This is a genomic window from Pasteurella sp. XG20 (assembly GCF_018968665.1).
Classification (GTDB): domain Bacteria; phylum Pseudomonadota; class Gammaproteobacteria; order Enterobacterales; family Pasteurellaceae; genus Pasteurella; species Pasteurella multocida.
On record NZ_CP076656.1, the window covers coordinates 91110 to 112288 of the forward strand.

The 21179-nt window shown below is 41.0% G+C and carries 22 protein-coding genes; 13 read left to right on the top strand and 9 right to left on the bottom strand.

The genetic code is table 11. The annotated features are described in order from the left end of the window. Nucleotides 1-4: 4 nt before the first annotated feature. Together rlmD and recO are read right to left on the bottom strand one after the other, a co-directional pair. Nucleotides 5-1318, bottom strand: a complete 1314-nt coding sequence (rlmD, locus tag KPF51_RS00365) for a 23S rRNA (uracil(1939)-C(5))-methyltransferase RlmD (RefSeq protein WP_061406264.1) — start codon at nt 1316-1318, stop codon at nt 5-7. 3 nt (nt 1319-1321) lie between these two features. Next, nucleotides 1322-2044, bottom strand: a complete 723-nt coding sequence (recO, locus tag KPF51_RS00370) for a DNA repair protein RecO (RefSeq protein WP_005752341.1) — start codon at nt 2042-2044, stop codon at nt 1322-1324. Nucleotides 2045-2223: 179 nt separating this feature from the next. On the opposite strand from recO, the gene rsmE reads away from it, so the two are divergent. From rsmE to ruvX, 3 genes are read left to right on the top strand one after another with little or no spacing between them, the layout of a single operon-like run. Next, nucleotides 2224-2958, top strand: a complete 735-nt coding sequence (rsmE, locus tag KPF51_RS00375; RefSeq protein WP_005724940.1) for a 16S rRNA (uracil(1498)-N(3))-methyltransferase — start codon at nt 2224-2226, stop codon at nt 2956-2958. Between the two features lie 12 nt (nt 2959-2970). Beyond that, nucleotides 2971-3528 carry a YqgE/AlgH family protein gene (locus KPF51_RS00380; RefSeq protein ID WP_010907391.1) on the top strand — a complete coding sequence of 186 codons (558 nt, stop codon included), beginning with the start codon at nt 2971-2973 and terminating at the stop codon, nt 3526-3528. After that, nucleotides 3528-3950, top strand: coding sequence for a Holliday junction resolvase RuvX (gene ruvX / locus KPF51_RS00385; RefSeq protein WP_005755497.1), 423 nt, complete (start codon nt 3528-3530; stop codon nt 3948-3950). Before KPF51_RS00380 ends, ruvX begins: the two co-directional genes overlap by 1 nt. A gap of 87 nt (nt 3951-4037) precedes the next feature. Here ruvX and eno read toward each other — a convergent pair whose 3' ends face one another. Continuing rightward, nucleotides 4038-5339 carry a phosphopyruvate hydratase gene (gene eno, locus KPF51_RS00390; RefSeq protein WP_005724946.1) on the bottom strand — a complete coding sequence of 434 codons (1302 nt, stop codon included), beginning with the start codon at nt 5337-5339 and terminating at the stop codon, nt 4038-4040. Nucleotides 5340-5659: 320 nt separating this feature from the next. Then, the gene (gene pyrG / locus KPF51_RS00395; RefSeq protein WP_005724949.1) at nt 5660-7288 is read right to left on the bottom strand and encodes a glutamine hydrolyzing CTP synthase; all 1629 of its coding nucleotides are present in this window, start codon (nt 7286-7288) and stop codon (nt 5660-5662) included. Nucleotides 7289-7587: 299 nt separating this feature from the next. Between pyrG and brnQ the strand changes: the two genes are divergently transcribed. Continuing rightward, nucleotides 7588-8892 carry a branched-chain amino acid transport system II carrier protein gene (gene brnQ / locus KPF51_RS00400; protein WP_005724951.1) on the top strand — a complete coding sequence of 435 codons (1305 nt, stop codon included), beginning with the start codon at nt 7588-7590 and terminating at the stop codon, nt 8890-8892. Between the two features lie 61 nt (nt 8893-8953). On the opposite strand, the gene KPF51_RS00405 is transcribed toward brnQ, so the two are convergent. After that, on the bottom strand, nt 8954-9838 hold the full coding sequence (locus KPF51_RS00405; RefSeq protein ID WP_005719322.1) for a folate-binding protein YgfZ: 885 nt from the start codon (nt 9836-9838) through the stop codon (nt 8954-8956). An 11-nt stretch (nt 9839-9849) separates the two neighbouring features. Further along, complete coding sequence (locus tag KPF51_RS00410; RefSeq protein WP_005724953.1) at nt 9850-10713, bottom strand: YicC/YloC family endoribonuclease; 864 nt, start codon at nt 10711-10713, stop codon at nt 9850-9852. A gap of 134 nt (nt 10714-10847) precedes the next feature. Here KPF51_RS00410 and rph point away from each other — a divergent pair, with 134 nt between their 5' ends. The 6 genes from rph to yjjG all read left to right on the top strand — a co-directional run bounded on the left by rph (nt 10848) and on the right by yjjG (nt 15396). Beyond that, entirely contained in the window at nt 10848-11564 is a 717-nt protein-coding gene (gene rph, locus KPF51_RS00415) for a ribonuclease PH (protein ID WP_005724954.1), read from the top strand. A gap of 15 nt (nt 11565-11579) precedes the next feature. After that, nucleotides 11580-12224 (top strand): orotate phosphoribosyltransferase, encoded by a 645-nt coding sequence (gene pyrE, locus KPF51_RS00420; RefSeq protein WP_005719325.1) that lies wholly within the window; start codon nt 11580-11582, stop codon nt 12222-12224. Nucleotides 12225-12315: 91 nt separating this feature from the next. After that, complete coding sequence (gene djlA / locus KPF51_RS00425) at nt 12316-13179, top strand: co-chaperone DjlA (protein WP_005724956.1); 864 nt, start codon at nt 12316-12318, stop codon at nt 13177-13179. Next, complete coding sequence (locus KPF51_RS00430; RefSeq protein WP_005724957.1) at nt 13179-13796, top strand: DUF2238 domain-containing protein; 618 nt, start codon at nt 13179-13181, stop codon at nt 13794-13796. The genes djlA and KPF51_RS00430 overlap by 1 nt, the downstream gene beginning before the upstream one ends. Beyond that, nucleotides 13787-14725, top strand: a complete 939-nt coding sequence (gene dusC / locus KPF51_RS00435; RefSeq protein WP_061406263.1) for a tRNA dihydrouridine(16) synthase DusC — start codon at nt 13787-13789, stop codon at nt 14723-14725. Before KPF51_RS00430 ends, dusC begins: the two co-directional genes overlap by 10 nt. Beyond that, nucleotides 14725-15396: a pyrimidine 5'-nucleotidase gene (yjjG, locus tag KPF51_RS00440; protein ID WP_061406262.1), complete on the top strand. Its 672-nt coding sequence runs from the start codon at nt 14725-14727 to the stop codon at nt 15394-15396. The genes dusC and yjjG overlap by 1 nt, the downstream gene beginning before the upstream one ends. 148 nt (nt 15397-15544) lie before the next feature. Here the strand turns inward: yjjG and KPF51_RS00445 are convergent, their stop codons facing one another. From KPF51_RS00445 to KPF51_RS00455, 3 genes are all read right to left on the bottom strand, one after another. Then, nucleotides 15545-16534 (bottom strand): amidohydrolase family protein, encoded by a 990-nt coding sequence (locus KPF51_RS00445; protein WP_005719330.1) that lies wholly within the window; start codon nt 16532-16534, stop codon nt 15545-15547. A 272-nt stretch (nt 16535-16806) separates the two neighbouring features. Further along, nucleotides 16807-18546 carry a DUF3413 domain-containing protein gene (locus tag KPF51_RS00450; protein ID WP_005755510.1) on the bottom strand — a complete coding sequence of 580 codons (1740 nt, stop codon included), beginning with the start codon at nt 18544-18546 and terminating at the stop codon, nt 16807-16809. 1 nt (nt 18547) lies between these two features. Continuing rightward, entirely contained in the window at nt 18548-18772 is a 225-nt protein-coding gene (locus KPF51_RS00455; RefSeq protein ID WP_005724962.1) for a YejL family protein, read from the bottom strand. A gap of 140 nt (nt 18773-18912) precedes the next feature. Here KPF51_RS00455 and yejK point away from each other — a divergent pair, with 140 nt between their 5' ends. The 3 genes from yejK to KPF51_RS00470 all read left to right on the top strand — a co-directional run bounded on the left by yejK (nt 18913) and on the right by KPF51_RS00470 (nt 21174). Continuing rightward, nucleotides 18913-19929 (top strand): nucleoid-associated protein YejK, encoded by a 1017-nt coding sequence (gene yejK, locus KPF51_RS00460; RefSeq protein WP_010907395.1) that lies wholly within the window; start codon nt 18913-18915, stop codon nt 19927-19929. A 66-nt stretch (nt 19930-19995) separates the two neighbouring features. Beyond that, the gene (gene bamE, locus KPF51_RS00465; protein ID WP_005724967.1) at nt 19996-20409 is read left to right on the top strand and encodes an outer membrane protein assembly factor BamE; all 414 of its coding nucleotides are present in this window, start codon (nt 19996-19998) and stop codon (nt 20407-20409) included. Nucleotides 20410-20472: 63 nt separating this feature from the next. After that, complete coding sequence (locus tag KPF51_RS00470; RefSeq protein ID WP_005724968.1) at nt 20473-21174, top strand: response regulator; 702 nt, start codon at nt 20473-20475, stop codon at nt 21172-21174. The last annotated feature ends 5 nt before the right edge of the window (nt 21175-21179 follow it).

Genomic DNA, 21179 nt, shown 5'->3' on the forward strand with positions numbered 1-21179 from the left:
TATCCTATTCTTTTTCAAATAAACTGATGGATTCTAAATGTCCTGTATTGGGGAACATATCGATCATTGCGACTTTTTTAAGTCGGTAGTTAAATTGTAATAAAATCGCTGTATCACGTACTAATGTAGCAGGATTGCAGGAAACATATAAGATTTTTTCTGCGCCCAATTCACATAAGGCATGTAAGGCAAATGCCGCGCCTGTACGTGGAGGGTCCAGTAAAATTTTATTAAAATGTTGGCTCGCCCAATGTTGTTGCACAAAAGGTTGATCTAAATTCGCCTGATAGAATTGGACATTATCACATTGATTTTGTTCCGCATTTCGTTTTGCTTTCTCCACCATTTCTCCTACGCCTTCAATGCCCACAACCTGATTGACCTGACGACTGATTGGGAGGGTGAAGTTTCCCATACCACAAAACAAATCTAATACGTTATCGTTCGATGTGAGTTCCAACCACTCAAGAGCGGTATCAATCATTTTCTGATTTACAACAGCATTCACTTGGATAAAGTCACGGATATCAAACTGTAATTTGGTGCCATCGCGTAGTATGTAGTAAGGTGCCTCGCCATGTAGTTGGGTGATCTGTTGATCATCTTGTACAAACAACATTAAGTTTTCTTGTTGCGCAAAATTGGTTAATAAAGTGCGGTCAGTTTGCGCTAAATTTCCTGTATGGCGTAATAACATCGCAATTCCATTATCCGCATGCACTAACTCCACATGCCCTAAGTTTTTAGGCAGGGACCATGTTGAAAACAACAAATGTAATTTAGGTAAGAGTTGACTTAAGGGGATTTCAAGCACATCACAATGCTGCAGATTCACGATTTGTTGAGTATTTCTCTGACGCAAACCCATCGCAAGTTGTTTGCTTTTGGTATGAAACCGCACGCTTAAACGCACACGACGGCGATAATGCCAAGGCGCTGCGACGATCATGGGCATGAAGGTCGCTTGAGGTTGTAATTGTTGTAAGCGTTGGAATAAGGCTTGTTGTTTAGCCTGACGTTGCATGTCAATTGGAATATGTTGACTTTGGCAACCACCGCACTGGGCATAGTAAGCACATTTTGCTGACTGGCGTTCTGGATGTGGAGTGAGAATTTTGCAGCTGATTCCATGACCATAATGGCGTTTTTCATCGACAATGCGCACTTCCACTTTTTCTTGTGGCAGTGCATTTTCAATGAACCACGTTTTGCCTTGTACTTTGGCTACACCACGTCCTTGATAATCAAGATCAAGAATTTCCGCAACGAATGTTGTGTTACGTGGGGTGGATTGATGAGGGGTATAGTGTAATACCATAGTTTATTTTTGATACAACATATATTGAGTAAATAATTCTCGGCTTTTTAAGGGCTTATTCCCTAAATACTGTTTAAGCGCGATGCGAGTGAAACGTTTAGCCGCCTGTAAAGTGGCGCTGTCGTGAAATTGTCTTGCGTCAAAAGCCAGTAATTCACGACCATAAAAAGTTAAATTATCCTTAATGAGCGATGCAATAAAGCCTTTTTCTTCACGATAACGATAAGTCATATTTTCATCAACCAGCTCGCCTGAGCCAGCACAATGGCAAAAATCGACGCCGTAGCCTAAAGTTTGTAATAATTGAAATTCAAAGTGACGCAGACTAGGCTCAATCAGATGTTCTGCGCTTGCCAAGCCAGTTAGGCAACGTAAATAGTCTTGGAACAGATGGGGATAACCAGTTTCGGGTTCAAGGACGCGACAGAGCAATTCATTAACATAGAATCCGCTATAAAGTGCGGTCTGTTGTAACGGTAATGCAATGGCAGCAGGTTCTACTTTCGTCAATGTTTTCAATTCACTGCGCCCGCTCCAACGCAATAGCAAAGGGGTAAAAGGCTGTAAGATGCCTTTTAATGCGGAACGTTTTGCTCGCGCACCTTTGGCAAGTACGGTTAGACGCCCTGTTTCTTCGGTGAATAACTCAACTAATAAGCTTGTTTCACTATAGGCTTTGCGATGTAAGACAAAACCCCGTTGCCAATTTTCGATAACTTGCCTCAACTTTTGCTAACTAAATCGCCTGTTATTTTAGCAGATTTTCACTGGATATTTGGGGATTTCTGTTTTTTCTTGCTTAAAATGAAAACAAAATAGCCCATACTTTTGTTTAACCAAGCGCTTGCCTTTCTGTTATGATAGGAATATGACAAATCGCGTAAGATAAAATAATCATTGCAGTTATGAGAATACCTCGAATTTACCACCCAGTCCTATTACAAGGCGTGAAACATTGTGAATTAAGTGAAGATGCGGCTAACCATGTTGGACGTGTGTTACGTATGCAAGCCGGGGATAAACTCGTGCTTTTCGATGGCTCAAACCATGTGTATGACGCACAGATTACGCAAATCAGCAAAAAACGTGTTGAAGTAGATATTTTGCAACACCAATGGGATGATCGAGAAAGTCCATTAAAAATTCACCTTGGGCAAGTGATTTCACGAGGAGAAAGAATGGAATTTACCATTCAGAAATCCGTTGAATTGGGAGTACATGTGATTACACCTCTTTGGTCAGAGCGTTGTGGGGTGAAGTTAGATGCAGATCGTCTGGAGAAAAAAATCCAGCAATGGCAGAAAATTGCCATTGCCGCCTGTGAACAATGTGGGCGTAATGTAGTGCCAGAAATACGTCCAATGATGAAATTACAAGATTGGTGTGCGGAAAAAGACGGGGCGTTGAAGTTGAATTTACATCCAAGGGCCCAATATTCAATACGTACCCTACCTGACATCCCAGCAGCAGGGGTACGTTTATTAATTGGTTCTGAAGGGGGCTTATCCGCACAAGAGATTGCCCAAACAGAACAACAAGATTTTATTGAAGTATTATTAGGAAAGCGTGTATTGCGTACGGAAACAGCTTCGTTAGCTGCAATTACAGCATTGCAGATCTGTTTCGGTGATTTAGGTTGAGGAAGAGATATGATGGAATTACAAGATCATTTTTTAATTGCGATGCCTCAAATGGAAGATGATTATTTTGCCCATTCGGTGGTTTATATTTGTGAGCACAACGATCAAGGCACAATGGGATTGGTGTTGAATCAACCCACGGATTTAAGTATTGCAGAGTTGTGCGCCAAAATGAATTTTATGATGAAAACTGACCGTACTTATGGCAATGATTTAGTGTTAGCCGGCGGGCCGGTGAATATTGAGCGAGGCTTTATTTTACATACTAAAACAGCACAAACATTTAAACATAGCTACAAAGTGACTGATCAGCTCAGTTTGACGACTTCGGCAGATATTATCGATACGTTTGGCACGGCACAAGCACCTGAAAAATATTTGGTGGCGTTAGGTTGTGCAAGTTGGACTGTCAACCAATTAGAAAGCGAGATTGCCAATAATGATTGGTTAGTGGTGCCAGCGAATAATCGTATTTTATTTGATGTGCCTTATGAAGATCGTTGGTTAGAAGCCAATTTATTGTTGGGGATTCAACATCATAATTTTGCACACCAAGCGGGACATTGCTAATGGGGATGACTGTTCTCGCATTTGATTTTGGTACAAAAAGCATTGGTTGTGCGGTAGGGCAAAGTATTACGGGCACGGCTCAGGCATTGCCAGCGTTTAAAGCACAAGATGGCATCCCAAACTGGGATGCGATCGGCAAGTGTTTGGCAGAATGGCAACCAGATCGAGTAGTGGTCGGTTTACCGTTAAATATGGATGGTACCGAGCAAGATCTCACAGTAAGGGCAAGAAAATTTGCTCATCGTTTACATGGGCGTTTTGGCGTGGCAGTTGAATTACAAGATGAACGTTTGACTACGACAGAAGCGCGGGCTGAAATCTTTGGACGTGGTGGTTATAAAGCCTTAAACAAAAGCAAAGTAGATGGGATATCGGCGTGCTTAATTCTAGAAAGTTGGTTTGAAAATCAACAGGTTAAGTAGGAAAAAATCATCATTTTCAAGAAATTCATAAAAAAACACCGCACTTGATAAAAGTGCGGTGCTTTTTTTTGCGATGTTATTAGCGAATTATGCTTGACCTTTAACCGCTTTTAAACCTAAGAATGGTGCTTTATCACCTAATGCTTCTTCGATACGGATTAATTGGTTGTATTTCGCGATACGGTCAGAACGGCTCATTGAACCCGTTTTGATTTGACCTGCTGCAGTACCAACGGCTAAATCTGCAATAGTGGCATCTTCTGTTTCACCAGAACGGTGTGAAATCACCGCCGTGTAACCTGCGTCTTTCGCCATTTTGATTGCCGCTAACGTTTCAGTTAATGAACCGATTTGGTTGAATTTGATTAAGATCGAATTCGCGATACCTTTTTCGATACCTTCTTTTAAGATTTTGGTATTCGTTACGAATAAGTCATCACCAACTAATTGAACTTTGTCGCCTAATACTTTAGTTTGGTAGGCGAAACCTTCCCAGTCTGACTCGTCTTGACCATCTTCGATAGACACGATTGGGTATTCTTTGCATAATTCTTCTAAGTAGTGTGTGAACTCTTGAGAAGTGAATGATTTACCTTCACCTTTCATTTCGTACATACCATTTTCTTTGTTATAGAACTCAGATGATGCACAGTCCATTGCTAATGTGACATCTTTACCTAACACATAACCCGCTTTTTCTACGGCTTCTTTGATACAAGCAAGCGCTGCTGCGTTAGATTCTAAGTTAGGTGCAAAACCACCTTCGTCACCGACTGCTGTGCTTAAGCCTTTGCCTTTTAATACTTTCGCAAGGTTGTGGAATACTTCCGCACCGATACGAAGGGCTTCTTTTAAGGTTTTCGCACCCACTGGTTGAATCATAAATTCTTGGATATCAACGTTGTTGTCTGCGTGCTCACCACCGTTGATGATGTTCATCATTGGTAATGGCATAGAGTATTGACCTGGCGTACCGTTAAGTTCTGCAATCCAAGCAAATAATGGCATACCTTTTGCCGCCGCCGCTGCTTTTGCGTTAGCTAAAGAAACCGCTAAAATGGCGTTTGCACCGAATTTAGATTTGTTTTCTGTGCCATCTAAATCGATCATGATTTGGTCGATTTCAGCTTGGTTTGTCGCATCTTTACCAACGAGAGCTTGTGCAATTTCGTTGTTCACTGCAGCAACAGCTTTTAACACACCTTTACCTAAGAAACGTGCTTTGTCACCGTCACGTAATTCTAATGCTTCGCGTGAACCAGTTGATGCACCTGATGGTGCGGCGGCTAGACCCACAAAGCCACCTTCTAAATGGACTTCTGCTTCAACAGTTGGGTTACCACGAGAATCGATGATTTCACGGCCGATCACTTTAACGATTTTTGCCATTTTTGTTTTCCTCTTTAAATGAAAATTAACCTAAAACGAATGGTTCGTATCTTAAAATAATTCATCTGCTTTGTCTTGTGAAAAATGTCGATTAATTGATTTACATCTAGTTTTTTCTTGGTAAACGAAAGCATCAAAAAGCCCCTCACACATTTCGCTCGAACTTGCATAGTATTGGCAGTGATGAGGGAGCGAAATAGCAGTCGCTTTTTTGCAAAAATGGAATCAAAAACGGAGAGTGTGAATGGAACAACATGATATTTTTTGACTAAAAAAGCCCTACAAAGTTGCTGTAGGGCTGAGTTTCTTGATAGGTAAAATTATTTCTTTTGATTGTCTTTTGCCGCTTTGACAAAACCAGCAAAGAGTGGGTGCCCATCACGTGGGGTGGAGGTGAATTCTGGGTGGAATTGACACGCCACAAACCAAGGGTGATTTGGTACTTCAATAATTTCCACTAATTTTTTATCTGCGGATAAGCCCGTGACTTTTAAGCCCGCTTTTTCCACTTGTGGACGTAAGACGTTATTGACTTCATAACGATGACGATGACGTTCTTCGATGGTTTCAGCACCATAAAGTTCACGTGCTTTGCTACCTGCCATTAAATGGCATTGTTGTGCACCTAAACGCATGGTGCCACCTAAATCAGAGGCATCGGTACGTGTTTCAATATTCCCTTCGGCGTCTTGCCATTCGGTAATTAAGCCCACGACAGGATAGTCACAAGTGCGGTCAAATTCAGTAGAATTTGCATTAGTTAAACCAGCAACATTGCGAGCATATTCAATATAAGCCACTTGCATCCCTAAGCAGATCCCTAAATAAGGAATGTGATTTTCACGTGCATATTTGGCGGTGAGAATTTTACCTTCTACACCACGATTACCAAATCCACCCGGCACTAAAATACCGTCAACGCCTTCTAACACTTCTGTGCCTTTGGTTTCCACATCTTGTGAATCAATATATTTGATTTGCACGCTAAGACGGTTTTTTAAGCCTGCGTGTTTTAATGCTTCATTGACCGATTTGTACGCATCAGGTAATTCCGTATATTTACCCACCATACCGATCACCACTTCACCTGTTGGATTCGCTTCTTGGTATAACACTTGTTCCCATTCAGACAGATCGGCTTCTGGGCAATCTAAGTGGAAACGTTGACAAATGAAATCATCCAAGCCTTGTGATTTTAATAAGGCTGGAATTTGGTAAATCGAGCTGACATCTTTCAGTGAAATGACCGCTCTTTCTGGCACATTACAGAATAATGCGATTTTTGCTCGCTCATTTGGTGGGACCATGCGATCAGAACGACAAATTAAGACATCAGGTTGAATCCCAATGGATAATAATTCTTTCACTGAATGTTGTGTTGGTTTCGTTTTCACTTCACCTGCCGTTGGAATATAAGGCACGAGGGTTAAGTGCATAAACAAGGTACGTTCACGACCGACTTGCACTGCCAGTTGACGTAAGGCTTCAAGGAAAGGTAAAGATTCAATATCACCTACTGTTCCCCCTACTTCGACAATTGCGACATCATGCCCAGCTGCGCCATCAATGACGCGAGATTTAATTTCGTTTGTGATGTGAGGAATGACTTGAATTGTTGCGCCTAAATAATCACCACGACGCTCTTTGCGTAAGACTTCAGAATAGATTTTACCTGTGGTGAAATTGTTACGTTTGGTCATTTTGGTGCGAATAAAACGCTCATAATGCCCTAAGTCTAAGTCGGTTTCAGCGCCATCTTGGGTGACAAAGACTTCACCATGTTGAGTTGGACTCATGGTTCCTGGGTCCACGTTGATATAAGGATCAAGTTTTAACATGGTGACCTTTAAACCACGCGCTTCTAAAATTGCTGCTAATGATGCTGCAGCAATACCTTTACCCAGGGAAGATACAACACCGCCCGTCACAAAAATATAATTTGTTGCCATATGAAACCTAACTATTGATATGAAAAAATGGATTGAATGAAATTATCAAGACGGGAGAGTAGTTTACAGCAAAGGCGCGTTTAACTCAATCATTGTGCTGTATTTTATCGAAATGTGAAAAATAAGTGTGCATTTTTAACGATTTTTCATTAAATGTGCTGAAATGACGATGATAAACGCAAAATTGGACATAATTTACCTCACTTTTGTAGGTGTTGATGATTTTTTATAGTAGAATGTCGCGTTTTTCTATTTTTAATATCCTAAAAAATTCTGTTTTTTAATATTTGAGGTTTTCTATGAACAAAAACACATTTGTTGTTGGCTTTATGCTATTTGCCATCTTTTTTGGGGCAGGGAATTTAATTTTTCCACCCAAATTAGGTTTTGAAAGTGGCGTCGGTTTTTGGCCAGCTATTCTTGGGTTTGTCACGACAGGCGTTGGTTTGCCTCTTTTAGGGATTTTAGTGGCGACTCGTTATGAAGGTGGCTATAAGAAAGCATTAGAAGATATTCATCCGTGGATTTCTGTGCTCTTGTTAGGTGCGATTTATTTAACGATTGGACCGTTTTTTGCGATTCCACGTACCGCGGCGACAGCTTTTGATATGGCGGTGATTCCTTTTATTGGGAGCAGCGATCCCGTTTCTTTATTTGCTTTTACCTTTGTTTATTTTGCGATCACATTATGGGTCAGTTTAAACCCGACTAAAATGGTGGATCGTATCGGGGCGATTTTAACCCCTGTTCTATTAGTTGCAATTATTGCGTTAGTCGTGCGTATGGCGAGTATTTTAATTAGCGGAGAGTACAATAATACCTCAGCAGGTATGGAAACCCCATTAATTGTTGGCTTTATCGAAGGCTATCAAACCATGGATGTGCTTGCCTCTTTTGCTTTCTCTGTCGTGGTCATGAACGCAATTCGTGCGAAAAGTGACAAAAACACCAGCTTTATTAAACAAGCCACGGTAGCAAGTGTGATTGCGGCAATTGCTTTAGCCTTTATTTATATTGCGATTGGTTGGATTGGCAACAATATCCCGTTGAGTGCGGAAACTGTTGCAGATGTTGCGAGCAAAGGTCAAAATTTAGGCGTATTTATTTTAAATGATGCGACGACACAATCGTTTGGTGAGCTAGGACGTAGCTTACTGGGCTTAATTGTGACATTAGCTTGTTTAACAACAGCGATTGGTTTAGTGGTGGCAACCTCTTCTTACTTTAACAGTATTTTCCCTGCCATTTCTTATCGTAACTATGCCATTTTATTTACCTTGATTGGATTTGGTTTGGCTAACCAAGGGTTAAATGCCGTGATTAGTAAGTCTGTGCCTGTGTTATTAGTCCTTTATCCAATCTCAATGACAGCAATGTTATTATTGTTAGTTAATTTGGTCATGCCATTACCAAAATTAGCAAAAGGCATCCCATTAGTGTTGGTAGCGATTGTGTCCATCTTATCCGTCATGGGCGCTGAGGTTGTAGCAGGCTTACCATTTAAAGCGTACTCAATGGAATGGTTACCAGTGGCATTATTTGGTTGTTTCATCGGCTTAATCATTGTAAAAGCACAAGCGCAAATGAAAGTGAAAGCACATTAAGTTTATTGTGAGTATTAAAAAAGCAGATCATATGATCTGCTTTTTTGTGCCTGAATGTTAACTAACTTAATGTATAAGGCAAGGGAAACCGGGTTAAAGCTGTATGTTCTGATAAACGAAATTGGACGTCTTCTTCAAGCTGATTGTTTAACACCACTTGTAACCATAAAGTGCCCTCAAAATTCACCGCGCTAATGATATTACCCGTTTTACGCCAATGGTTTTCCAATTGCATTTCAACTTCACTTTTGATATTTGGCATTTCTTGACTTTGAGCTACAAAAGTAAACATCGCGCGTTTATTCGCACCACGGTATTTTGCTCTGGCGACAATTTCTTGTCCAATATAGCAACCTTTTTGGAATGAAATAGCGTGTTCTAAACATTGTAAGTTTAATGCTTGTGGAATAAACTCCGCTTGCGTTTCAGGGCTTAATAAAGGGATGCCATCTTGAATATCCAATAAATCCCATACCACATGGCTAGCATTGGCTTGCAAATCTAATGCTGTTGGGTGGATTAAAATGACACGTGGTTGTTGACTGGATAAGGTTACACGTATTTGTGCGTCGATTTCATCGCAGGCATTGATGATTTTCTCTCCAGCTAAGCCAATAATTTGCCAATCACATGGGGTAAAAGTCACTTTAGAAAAAACCGCATATTTTTTCAATTGGTCAAGCGCCGTTGGCAACAGCCCTTTTTTGACCAGTAAGTAGAACGTCTGCGGAGCCGTACGAATTAAGCGAAAAAGCGAATTGATTTTTCCTTTTGCATCACAATGGGCTGCAAGAGTAGATTCTCCTACCGCTAATTTGTTAACGTCACAAGTGAGCTGACCTTGTAAATATTTTTCGGCATCTTCGCCTTGGATTTCAAGTAGCGTGTATTGTTGTAGATCGCAAACCACATGTGCTTGGGTTTCCGTTAATAATGAATAAGTCATGTCCTTTTCCCTTACTCTAAGTTTTGAATTTGCTCACGCATTTGTTCGATAAGGACTTTCAGTTCAACCGCAGAATTGGTGACTTCAGTACTGATAGATTTGGACGCGAGCGTATTTGATTCACGGTTAAGTTCTTGCATCATAAAATCCAATTTTCTGCCAACCGCACCGCCTTTTTGTAAAATGGCTTTGGTTTCTTTGACGTGTAATTGCAGACGATCGAGTTCTTCAGCGACATCAACCCGTTGGGCTAATAACACCATTTCCTGCTCAACACGTTGGGGATCCACTTGTAAATGGATTTCGTCAAAGCGTTGTAATAAACGATCTCGTTGCCATTGTAAAATTTCCGGCATTTTTGACCGCACTTTATTGGCTTCAACTTCAACGGCATCTAAACGTTGTTGAAGGAGTGTGTTGAGTTTTTCGCCCTCTCTTGCTCGCATTGCAATAAACTCGGTTAATAAGCTGTCAAACGCGCTGAGTAATTGTTGGCTAATCAAATCCAGATCTTGTTCTGGTACTTCAACGACGCCCGGATAACGCAACACGTCATTTAAGTGAATCTCGCCTTCCCCAGCTTGTTGTTTGATCCACTGTAATGATTGTATCACTTGTAATGCAAAGGCTTTATTTAAATGGATTTCTGTGGCAGCTTGTTTTTTATTATCAATACGCAATGTGCATTCAATTTTGCCACGCGTCAGTTTTTGACGCAGTTTTTCTCGCAAGGTATTTTCTAAACCACGAAATTGCTCAGGCAAGCGGAAAAAGGTTTCTAAATAGCGCTGGTTAACTGAGCGAATTTCCCACACGGCATCACCCCAATCCTGTTTGATTTCGAGGCGTGCAAAAGCGGTCATACTATAAATCATGTGAGTTCCTTAATGTGATAAAAAGAGGTCGTGTTTAACAGAACTATTGTACTGGTAAATTTCGTTTCTGTCAGTTTGCGTGCTAAAATACTGCGAATTTTTTATCATGAAGAAAGAACAATAAGGAATAAACTATGCGTCCAAATGAACGTGCAAATAATCAGCCCCGCCCGATCAAAATTACTCGTCATTATACAAAACATGCGGAAGGCTCAGTGTTGGTTGAGTTTGGAGACACGAAAGTACTCTGTACAGCGACGGTGGAAGAGTCGGTGCCTCGCTTTTTGAAAGGTCAAAATCAAGGATGGGTAACGGCGGAATATGGGATGTTGCCACGTTCAACCCATAGCCGTATGCAACGTGAGGCGGCAAAGGGTAAACAAGGCGGACGCACACTTGAAATTCAGCGTTTAATTGCGCGCTCATTGCGGGCAATGGTAGATTTAGAAGCCTTAGGCGAACGCTCGATTACATTGGATTGTGATGTGATTCAAGCAGATGGGGGAACACGCACCGCATCGATTACTGGTGCTTGCGTAGCCTTATGTGATGCGATTCATGGTTTAGTGGAAAATGGCACCTTAAAAGTAAATCCCATTAAAAGTTTAGTGGCGGCGATTTCAGTAGGGATCGTTGAGGGCGTGCCGGTTTGTGATCTGGAATATGTCGAAGATTCTGCGGCAGAAACGGATATGAATGTCGTGATGATGGAAGATGGGCGAATGATTGAAGTACAGGGAACAGCAGAAGGGGAACCATTCAGTCATGAAGAATTATTGACCTTGTTAGCCTTAGCCAAAGAAGGCTGTCAGCTTATTTTCGATGTGCAACGTCAGGCGCTAGCCAAGTAGGAAGGAGAGCGGATCATGGAAGCCTATAAATCGGAATTTATTCAATTTGCGCTAAGCCGTCAGGTGTTAAAATTTGGTGAGTTTACTCTAAAATCTGGTCGTATTAGTCCCTATTTTTTTAATGCAGGGTTATTTAATACGGGAGCAGATCTCGCTCGTTTAGGGGAATTCTATGCTAAAGCGATTCAAGCCAGTGGTGTTGAATATGATGTGATTTTTGGTCCGGCTTATAAAGGGCTGCCGATTGCCACGACAGTTTCTGTGGCATTATTTAATCATTTTCAAATTGATAAACCCGTTTGCTTTAACCGTAAAGAAGCCAAAGATCACGGTGAAGGGGGGCAGCTCATTGGCTATGGTTTAAGTGGAAAAATTTTATTGGTAGATGATGTGATTACTGCGGGGACCGCTATTCGTGAATCCATGACCTTAATTGCACAAAATCAAGCGGAACTCAGTGCCGTGATGATCGCGTTAAATCGTCAAGAAAAAGGCAAAGGTGAATTGTCTGCGATTCAAGAAGTGGAACGTGATTATCAATGCCAAGTGTTGTCGATTGTGAATTTTGATGATTTGATGACGTTCATTGAGCAAGCACCAGAATATCAACAATATTTACCAGCAATGCGTGCTTATCGTGAGCAATATGGCGTGAAGTAAGATAAAAGTGCGGTGGGTTTTAAGAAAATATTCAGAATAGGACGATATTGTATAATGCACAACCGCACTTTGGCGCTTTCGGAGGGGAAGAATGAATTTTATTGGTAAGTTTTTAGGCTTGATTATTGGTTGGAAGTTAGGTGGCTTTTTTGGCGCGATTTGTGGTGTGATTTTAGGACACCTTGGTGATAAAAAACTGTATGAATTAGGGACGGTCAATTCCAGTTTCTTTAAAAGTAAAATCACCCGTCAATCGCTATTTATGCAAACCACTTTTGCGGTGCTTGGACATTTAAGCAAAGCGAAAGGGCGAGTCACTGAAGATGATATTCAATTAGCCAGTCATTTAATGCAACAAATGCAGTTAGATGACGCCAATCGCCGTTTGGCACAAGAAGCCTTTACACGCGGTAAGGCAGCGGATTTCCCTTTGCGCCAAGTGATTCGCGAGTTTCGTTTAGGCTGTGGACAACGCGCTGATTTGTTACGGATGTTTTTACATGTACAAGTTCAAGCGGCTTTCGCCGATGCTCAACTCGATCAAAGCGAAAAAGACGTACTGTATATTGTGGGAGAAGAATTAGGACTTTCTCGTTTTCAATTTGAACAAATGTTAGCGATGGAATTTGCAGCACGCCAGTTTTCTCGTGCAGGTTACCAACAGCAAAATCGTTATCAACGTGATTATGGCTATCAACAGCATCAGCAACAATATAGTGGTTATCAACAACAGTCAGGTCCAACAGTTGACGACGCGTATAAGGTGCTCGGTGTATCTGCTACGGATGATCAACAAACCGTGAAGCGGGCTTATCGCCGTCTGATGAATGAAAATCATCCTGATAAATTAGTGGCGAAAGGCTTGCCAAAAGAAATGTTAGAGATGGCAAAAGAGAAAACGCAGCAAATTCAATCCGCGTATGATTTAATTTGTAAAACCAAAGGGTGGAAATAATGTCCTTGACCACCAAACAGGTATTTCCTTGGCTGTTAGCACTCGTTGTGCTTGTCATCGCGATTTGGTCGAGCATTGAACCTGTTTCTCGGGCGGTGTGGTATGCTGAAGTATTACCCATTTTTTTGGTCTTTTTGGCTTTAGTCGTGAGCTATTCTCGTTTTCAGTTCAGCAACCTTGCATATTTCTTAATGAGCTTATGGATGGTTTTACATCTTATTGGTGCTCACTATACGTTTGAACAGGTGCCTTTTGAGTGGGCAAATCGACTACTCGCCCCTTGGTTAGGCGAAGGACGTAATCATTTTGATCGCGTAGCACATTATGTTATTGGTTTTTACAGTTTTCCTATGGCGGAATGGTTGTTACGACGTCGATTATGTGGTCCGATCTTAGCGGGCTTTTTTGCCCTATTTTTTATTATGAGTATTGCGGCGGGCTATGAGTTGATTGAGTGGCAATATGCGGTGATTGCTGGTGGTGAAGAAGGAATTGCCTTTTTAGGATCGCAGGGCGATCAGTGGGATGCGCAAAAAGATATTTTGGCAGATACATTCGGGGCGTTAAGCGCGTTAGCACTGTTTTATCTCGTGAGAACGGATAAAACATGCGCGTAATTCTTGCTCCGATGCAAGGGGTATTAGACCCTTTTGTTCGTCAACTTCTCACACAGGTCAATCAGTATGATTTGTGTGTTTCTGAATTTGTGCGGGTGGTCGATCAGCTTCTTCCCACGAAAGTATTCTATCGTCTGTGCCCTGAATTATATCAACAAGGATTGACCGCTTCGGGAACGCCAGTGCGTGTGCAACTATTGGGGCAACATCCTCAATGGTTAGCGGAAAATGCGCAGCGTGCGATTGAATTAGGTTCTCATGGGATTGATTTGAATTGTGGTTGTCCGTCAAAAACGGTGAATGGCAGTAATGGCGGCGCGTCTCTCTTAAAACAACCCGAACTGATTTATCACGCCACCAAAGCCCTACGTGCTGCAGTACCGAAGGACTTGCCAGTTAGTGTAAAAGTGCGTTTAGGTTGGGATAATTCAGAACAAGCGTTTGAGATCGCTGATGCGGTACAACAAGGTGGTGCGACAGAGATTACTATCCATGGACGAACCAAAATGGATGGTTATCGTGCTGATCGGATTAATTGGGCAAAAATTAATGACGTACGTCAACGCTTATCTATTCCAGTGATTGCCAATGGTGAGATCTGGGACTGGCAATCAGGGCAAGCCTGTTTAGCTGAAACGGGGTGCCAAGATTTGATGATCGGGCGCGGCGCTTTGAATATTCCGAATTTAAGCCAAGTGGTGAAATTCAATCAAGCAAAAATGCCGTGGGCTGAGGTGCTTATCCTGTTACATCAATATGCGCATACGGAAAACCAATTTGATACGGGGTTTTATCATGTCGCGCGTATAAAACAATGGCTAGGTTATCTTAAAAAAGCATACCCACAAGCCGATGCGCTCTTTCAGCTCATTAAAACCTGTCATGATGGACAGGCGTTACGCATGAAAATAGACGGAGTTATGAACTAATGAAATATCAATGGATTTTTTTTGATGCAGATGAAACCTTGTTTTCATTTGATGCTTTTGCAGGATTGCAGAAATTGTTTTCAGATTATGGTGTTGATTTTCAACAAAGTGATTTTACAGAATTTCAACGTGTGAATAAGCCACTTTGGGTACAATATCAACAGGCTGAAATTAGCGCAGAACAATTACAGGTCACCCGTTTTGCTAGTTGGGCGAAGCGTTTAAATAAAAATCCAGTAGAGCTGAACGATCATTACTTAATCGCAATGGCAGACATTTGTAAACCGTTGGAAAACGTAGTGGAAACCTTAACCGTGTTAAAAGAACAAGTGAATTTAGGCATCATCACTAATGGGTTTACGACATTACAGAAATTGCGTTTAGAAAAAACAGGCTTAAGTGATTGGTTTCAATTTGTCACCATTTCGGAAGAAGTGGGGATCGCAAAACCGGATCCTCGGATTTTTGAACACAGTTTAGCCTTAGCAAAAGTGACAGATCGTCGCCAAGTGTTAATGGTGGGGGATAATTTAGATTCGGATATTTTAGGCGGGCATAATGCGGATTTAGATACCTGTTGGTTGCATTATGATCGTGAAAATCACAGTGATATTCAGCCAACGTACAGTATTGATCGTTTTGATCAATTATTGGAAATTGTGTCAGCCTAGTGTTGAGTGTATTGTTATCCAAAAATTTTTTAAAAAATGACCGCACTTTTTGCAAGAGCATGCTTTGATGGCAAAGTCTAAAAGTGCGGTGTGTTTTATCAATATTGACATGTCAAAAGGGGATCTTTCGTTCGCTTTTTGTTGAGGATTATACTTCTAAACCAAGTACTTTCCTGCCATTGATACTCGCAATATTCACCATCGCCTCTAAGTCAGGGAAGCGACAACCCGCGGCTAATAAACTGAGTTCTTGCCACATATCGCCTTCACATAATGGCACCATGTAATCGCAGATATTATCGGTACCAATCGCGACAGTAATACCTTCAGGAATCATTTCATCGGCAGGGGTGAGGGCGTTGTGGAATGGCATTAAATCTTCTTTACGATTACTGTCAATCCACGCCATTGGGCAGGCAATCATCATCATTTGTGCTTGGCGCATTTTTTCGTATAAACGGTAGCGGTAATCTTTTGAATGGGCACCGATAGAAATACCATGGATAGCAACAACACGCCCTTGCATGCCATGTTCAATGGTTTTATCACAGAGTTGTTCGGTTTCTTTTTCTTTTGGGGTATTAAATTGATCCACGTGTACATGACACATAATGCCACGCGATTTGGCGGTATCCAATAAGATATCCATTGCTTCTAAGCCACGACCATAATCCAGTTCATCGCGATACGGTAAGCCACCAATCATATCCACCATTTCTGAACCAATATCGAACCATTTTCGTGCGGTAGGCTCAATCACACCTTTTAACGTTTGGTTAGCAAATTTTAACGTGATATCGTGTTTGTACACTTCTCGTGCTTTGTGTGCCGCAATAATTGCACGGTCTTCACAGATCGGATCGATATCTACAAAAGTGCCGAAAGCAGTGACACCTTGCGAAATCATTAACTCAATAGACTGGCAAAAACGCGCATAATAGTCATCTACACTGGATGTTCGCTTGACTTCATCCACTAAATCCCATTTTTGTTGCAGATTACTTGTATGGTAAATGCTGATTTTTTCCGGGGTCATGGTAAAGGCGCGATCGGCATGCGCATGTGCATTGACCCAACCGCCTTTTTTAATGATTTCATCTCGAATATAGGTTTTAAAACTACGAACGTGGTTTTTCATAATCGCTCCGTGAGGACGTAAAAGTGAGAGGTAAGTGAGGAAGGCGAGACATAAAAAAATCCCCAATAAATGAGGATCGGTTATTCATTAAAAACAGATATGGGCTCAATGCGTTAAGACGATTGACGAGGGGGGTAACAATGTTATGAAAAATTCTCTGATTTTTAATTAATAACATTATGTTTCTATCCTAAAAAATTGCTGGCTAGTATAAAGGCTTCAACCTAAAAAATATAATTGGTTTTGGCTATTGGTTTTAGTGCAATTTTTCGTTATTTTTCAATAAATGAACGTTCTTGATTAAAGACCTCTAAGAACAAGCCAAGTGGCGGTCGATCAGAGGATTCTTTTTGATTCTCTTGATTGTATTTCTGATAAGTCCCGCGCTTATCGATATGGTACTGTGTCCCATCAGGCGTAATGATGACATTCCAGCGATAGTTCGATACTAACACCCAATCAGCAGGCTGTGTCAGTTGGAATAAATCGCGACCTTGGGAGTAGTCAGAAATCGGATTTTGTGCATGAAAAATATGTTTCATCACTGCGGGTAGTAAATCCATGTGACTGGTTAGGTTACTGACTTTTCCCGCAGGTAAATCTTTCCAATGAATAACCATTGGCACTTGAATTTCATCACGCCCAAAGTAATGCAATAAGGCTTTGGCGTTTAGCGGTTTGAAGTGATAGCCATGTTCCGCGGTAATTACCACTAATGTCTTATTTAATTCAATTTCAGGCAAAATTGTCCCTAATAGCCGATCAATTTCAGCCAGTTCCAACTGATAATCCGCCTTCGCCAAGTTTGGACGGATATTTAAACTTAAATAAGCTGCAAAGGGGGTATTTTTGTCTTTAATTTGTGCAAACCAAGTTTTAAAGCGCGCGGTTTCCAATTGATTACTGGTGTTTCGTGTGGCAAGGCTGAGCGTCGGGAACAGCGCTTGGCGGAATAAGCTAGAGTGAAATTGCGTGCTGGAAAACAAACCCAGTTCGTAGTGTTCTTGTTTGAGTTTTTCCACCAAAATCGAAGCAGTTTTATTACTTAATAAGCTGTCCACATAATGTGCACTTAAGCCATAAAAGAGTCCAGTTAAGCCAGTGTTATTATCATTGCCGCTACTATAATGATTCGTAAATTGCGTCGATTGGTTAGCAAAAGCGGTTAAGTGCGGCATATGTTTTTCATCAATGGCATCGTGACGTAAACCCGATACAGTAATCAGTACCATATTAGGTGTTTGGCTTGTCGCAAAGGTGAGCTTTTGTTTTGGGTAATTGATTTTTAACGCATCTAGGCGCCCTTGTTGCTCAATAATTTGATCATATTCTTGTTTATCTAAGAAACCATGTTTTTCTAAGAAAGAACGCGCCGTCATTGGATAAGACAGTGGGAAGTTAGAGCGTTGCATTGTAATCGGGCGGTAAATAAACGCGTCTGCCCAAGCATAAATTAAATGCGTTGCAATGAAAGTACAGACAAAGAAAACACCCACACCTTTGAGCCATTTTTGACGTTCTAAGCTACGTAATTTTTGCCATGACCAGCGTGAAAACACCATTTGTACTAATAAAATCAGTGGCATTGGGGCAAAGAAAATTTGCCAAGTCCGTGACAACTCACCATTCTCAGGATTGACCAATAAATTCCAAACAACGGTAGATAAGTGCAAGTTGAAGCGAGAAAACACTTCGCTATCGACCAGTAAGAGTGTGGCACCAATTGTGGTGAGGATGACGGTGATGCCACGAAAAGTGCGGTCATTTTTGATGAGAAAACTCAACGGAAAAATGAACAGCAGATAAAGCGCAAAGACAACAAAGCTGAAGTGACCGAGAAGGCTAATGAAAAAATACAGTTTACCAAAGAGCGTATCGGGCCAATCCATAATAAAGGCATAGCGCGCGCCAAGGATAATCGCCCATAAAATATTAAAAAACGCAAACCAGTGACCCCACGAAATTTTGCGTGAGGTTTCTTCTCGATATTGTTTGCTTGTCTTTATCCACATCTTACGATTTTTGCTTGTTAACGGAGTTTAATAACGCCTCTGAAAAGGCATTCGCCAAGGCAATACGCTGATTGGTTCCGACGCTACTGACCAATAAATTGGTGACCATATTGCCGAGCACAACCAATGATAAGTCAACTGGTGCTTGGTGTTTTTCTAATACAGCGATCATGTCATTTAAGATCGCATCGACTTGTTTATCTTGATATTTTGAGTTTTTTGCCATGGTTATTGAGATAGGGAAATGAACATTTGTGCTATATCATAACCGATAATTTTGGATATCCCAGCATTTTTTCTTATTTATCATTAAAAAAGTAGGGGTATAATGGAGCACATTTTTTTAAATAAAATAACGGATTAAACATGAGTATCAATGTGAATGAGATTGTCCTTCATCAAATTACGAAATCGATTGAAGGCGATGCGATGAAATTAAACACGATGTTGCGTGAGCGTTTGCTGACGATTACCCCAGAAGTTGAGCAAATGATGTTGCAATTACATCAAGCTTATCAAAATAAGAGTAAAGCCTATGCCGTGTTTAACGAAAACTCCCTTTTTGCACAAGATTTAAACCGTTTTTTAGAGCACGAAAGTGAATTCCTCGATTTTAGCCAAAAAGCGACCGCACTTTTAGTTAATGAACTAAGCCGATATCCTTTTGCCGACGAAGGTACTTTAGTGCTATGTCGTTATAACTTTCTTGCTACTGACTATTTATTTATTGCATTACTAGATAGTCGTGCCAGTATGTTAGTGGATGAACAGTTAGAGATTCATCGCACCAAATATTTGGAGATCAGTCAGTTTGATATTGCAGCACGTCTGAATCTGACGGAATTAAGTTTAGACGCTAAATCGGATCGGTATTTAACCTTCGTGAAGGGGCGTGTTGGGCGTAAAATTGGGGATTTCTTCATGGATTTTTTAGGGGCAGAGGAAGGGCTCAATCCACAAGTCCAAAATCAATGCTTATTGCAAGCGGTCAGTGATTATTGTGCGCAAGCCGATTTAAGCAAAGAACAATCACAAGCCGTGAAAAAACAAGTGTTTGAATACTGTAAAGGACAAATGAATGTAGGGGAAGAAATTGCATTAACGGAACTTTCTGCCACGATGCCAACTCTAAACGAGCAGGCGTTTGCGAGCTTCGCAGCAGAGCAAGCGTATGGGTTAGCAGAACATATTCCTCCTGTACGTTCAGCATTAAAAACCTTAACCAAGTTTTCGGGTTCAGGGAAAGGTATCACCTTGAGCTTTGATGCGGAGCTCATCAATCAACGCGTTTTTTGGGATGAAGCGACGGATAGCTTAACCATTCAGGGATTGCCACCTAACTTGCGTGATCAATTACAACGACAATTGAAAGGTCAGAATTGATTTGGCAATCGGGCAAAGTTTCTGTATCATCATCAATCATTTGCAGTGTATAAAAAGGTAAAAATTATGCAATTAAAATCCATGATCAGTGCCATTGTTCTTGCTTTAAGTGTAACCGCTTGTTCAACTGTAGATAAGCTTGTGTATCGTATTGATGTCCCGCAAGGCAACTATCTTGAAGCAGCGACAGTTAAGCAATTACAAGTTGGTATGAATGCGGCGCAAGTCCAATATTTACTTGGCACTCCGGTATTAGTTGAACCTTTTGATCAAAGCAAATGGTATTATGTGTTCTTACAACAAAAAGCCTATCAAAAACCAGAACAACATACGTTAGTCGTCAATTTTGATCAGCGCGGCATTGTCACCAGTTTTGACCTAGATAAACCTTTACCAGATGAAAGTAAGCCTGCAATTAACAATGCAGTGATTCATGCGGAGAAGAGTGCCTCAAAAAGCTGGTGGAAATTTTGGCAATAGCAAATAATTGTCGCGCTGTTGTTTATCGCGTTTTCTTTTTAATCAAATGTGAGGAGAGTCTGTATGCCTAAGATTTTATTAGTTGATGATGATGTTGAATTAATAGAGCTTCTTGCTGAGTTATTAACATTGGAAGGCTTTGAGATTGATATGGCAAATAATGGCTTACAAGCATTACAAAAATTAGATCTAAGTTATGATTTAGTTTTGTTGGATATTATGATGCCTGTCCTCAATGGGGTTGAGACGTTAAAGAAAATTCGTCAGGAATTTTCTGTACCCGTGATCATGTTAACTGCACGTGGTGATGATATTGATCGTATTCTCGGTCTCGAACTTGGGGCAGATGATTACATTCCAAAACCGTTTAATGATCGCGAGCTTGTAGCGCGTATTAAAGCGATTTTACGTCGTACACAGCCGGCAGCCACATTAAATACAGAAGTGAAAGAAAATCGTAGCGAATTTGTATTTTGCGATATTACACTTTATCCCGGTCGACAACAGGCGTTTCACCATGATAAAGATTTAGAATTAACAGGAACAGAATTTGCACTATTACAAAAATTGGTCTTGAATCCCGGTCAAATTCTTTCCAGAGAGTCGTTAAGTATTGAAATTTTAGGTAAACAATTAACCCCATTTGACCGTGCTATTGATATGCATATGTCAAATTTACGTAAGAAACTTCCACCGCGTACGGATGGGTCTCCTTGGTTTAAAACCTTACGTGGACGAGGTTATTTGTTAGTGTCAGAAAAATAACAGTG

What these genes read in the sequence shown, in the direction of transcription:
- pyrE (WP_005719325.1), top strand. Translation starts at nt 11,580, where the DNA reads ATGGAAGCCTATAAATCGGAATTTATTCAATTTGCGCTAAGCCGTCAG.
- KPF51_RS00410 (WP_005724953.1), bottom strand. Translation starts at nt 10,713, where the DNA reads ATGATTTATAGTATGACCGCTTTTGCACGCCTCGAAATCAAACAGGAT.
- KPF51_RS00430 (WP_005724957.1), top strand. Translation starts at nt 13,179, where the DNA reads ATGTCCTTGACCACCAAACAGGTATTTCCTTGGCTGTTAGCACTCGTT.
- eno (WP_005724946.1), bottom strand. Translation starts at nt 5,339, where the DNA reads ATGGCAAAAATCGTTAAAGTGATCGGCCGTGAAATCATCGATTCTCGT.
- brnQ (WP_005724951.1), top strand. Translation starts at nt 7,588, where the DNA reads ATGAACAAAAACACATTTGTTGTTGGCTTTATGCTATTTGCCATCTTT.
- KPF51_RS00380 (WP_010907391.1), top strand. Translation starts at nt 2,971, where the DNA reads ATGGAATTACAAGATCATTTTTTAATTGCGATGCCTCAAATGGAAGAT.
- KPF51_RS00405 (WP_005719322.1), bottom strand. Translation starts at nt 9,838, where the DNA reads ATGACTTATTCATTATTAACGGAAACCCAAGCACATGTGGTTTGCGAT.
- rph (WP_005724954.1), top strand. Translation starts at nt 10,848, where the DNA reads ATGCGTCCAAATGAACGTGCAAATAATCAGCCCCGCCCGATCAAAATT.
- KPF51_RS00450 (WP_005755510.1), bottom strand. Translation starts at nt 18,546, where the DNA reads ATGTGGATAAAGACAAGCAAACAATATCGAGAAGAAACCTCACGCAAA.
- dusC (WP_061406263.1), top strand. Translation starts at nt 13,787, where the DNA reads ATGCGCGTAATTCTTGCTCCGATGCAAGGGGTATTAGACCCTTTTGTT.
- KPF51_RS00455 (WP_005724962.1), bottom strand. Translation starts at nt 18,772, where the DNA reads ATGGCAAAAAACTCAAAATATCAAGATAAACAAGTCGATGCGATCTTA.
- rsmE (WP_005724940.1), top strand. Translation starts at nt 2,224, where the DNA reads ATGAGAATACCTCGAATTTACCACCCAGTCCTATTACAAGGCGTGAAA.
- rlmD (WP_061406264.1), bottom strand. Translation starts at nt 1,318, where the DNA reads ATGGTATTACACTATACCCCTCATCAATCCACCCCACGTAACACAACA.
- djlA (WP_005724956.1), top strand. Translation starts at nt 12,316, where the DNA reads ATGAATTTTATTGGTAAGTTTTTAGGCTTGATTATTGGTTGGAAGTTA.
- bamE (WP_005724967.1), top strand. Translation starts at nt 19,996, where the DNA reads ATGCAATTAAAATCCATGATCAGTGCCATTGTTCTTGCTTTAAGTGTA.
- pyrG (WP_005724949.1), bottom strand. Translation starts at nt 7,288, where the DNA reads ATGGCAACAAATTATATTTTTGTGACGGGCGGTGTTGTATCTTCCCTG.
- KPF51_RS00470 (WP_005724968.1), top strand. Translation starts at nt 20,473, where the DNA reads ATGCCTAAGATTTTATTAGTTGATGATGATGTTGAATTAATAGAGCTT.
- yjjG (WP_061406262.1), top strand. Translation starts at nt 14,725, where the DNA reads ATGAAATATCAATGGATTTTTTTTGATGCAGATGAAACCTTGTTTTCA.
- KPF51_RS00445 (WP_005719330.1), bottom strand. Translation starts at nt 16,534, where the DNA reads ATGAAAAACCACGTTCGTAGTTTTAAAACCTATATTCGAGATGAAATC.
- ruvX (WP_005755497.1), top strand. Translation starts at nt 3,528, where the DNA reads ATGGGGATGACTGTTCTCGCATTTGATTTTGGTACAAAAAGCATTGGT.
- yejK (WP_010907395.1), top strand. Translation starts at nt 18,913, where the DNA reads ATGAGTATCAATGTGAATGAGATTGTCCTTCATCAAATTACGAAATCG.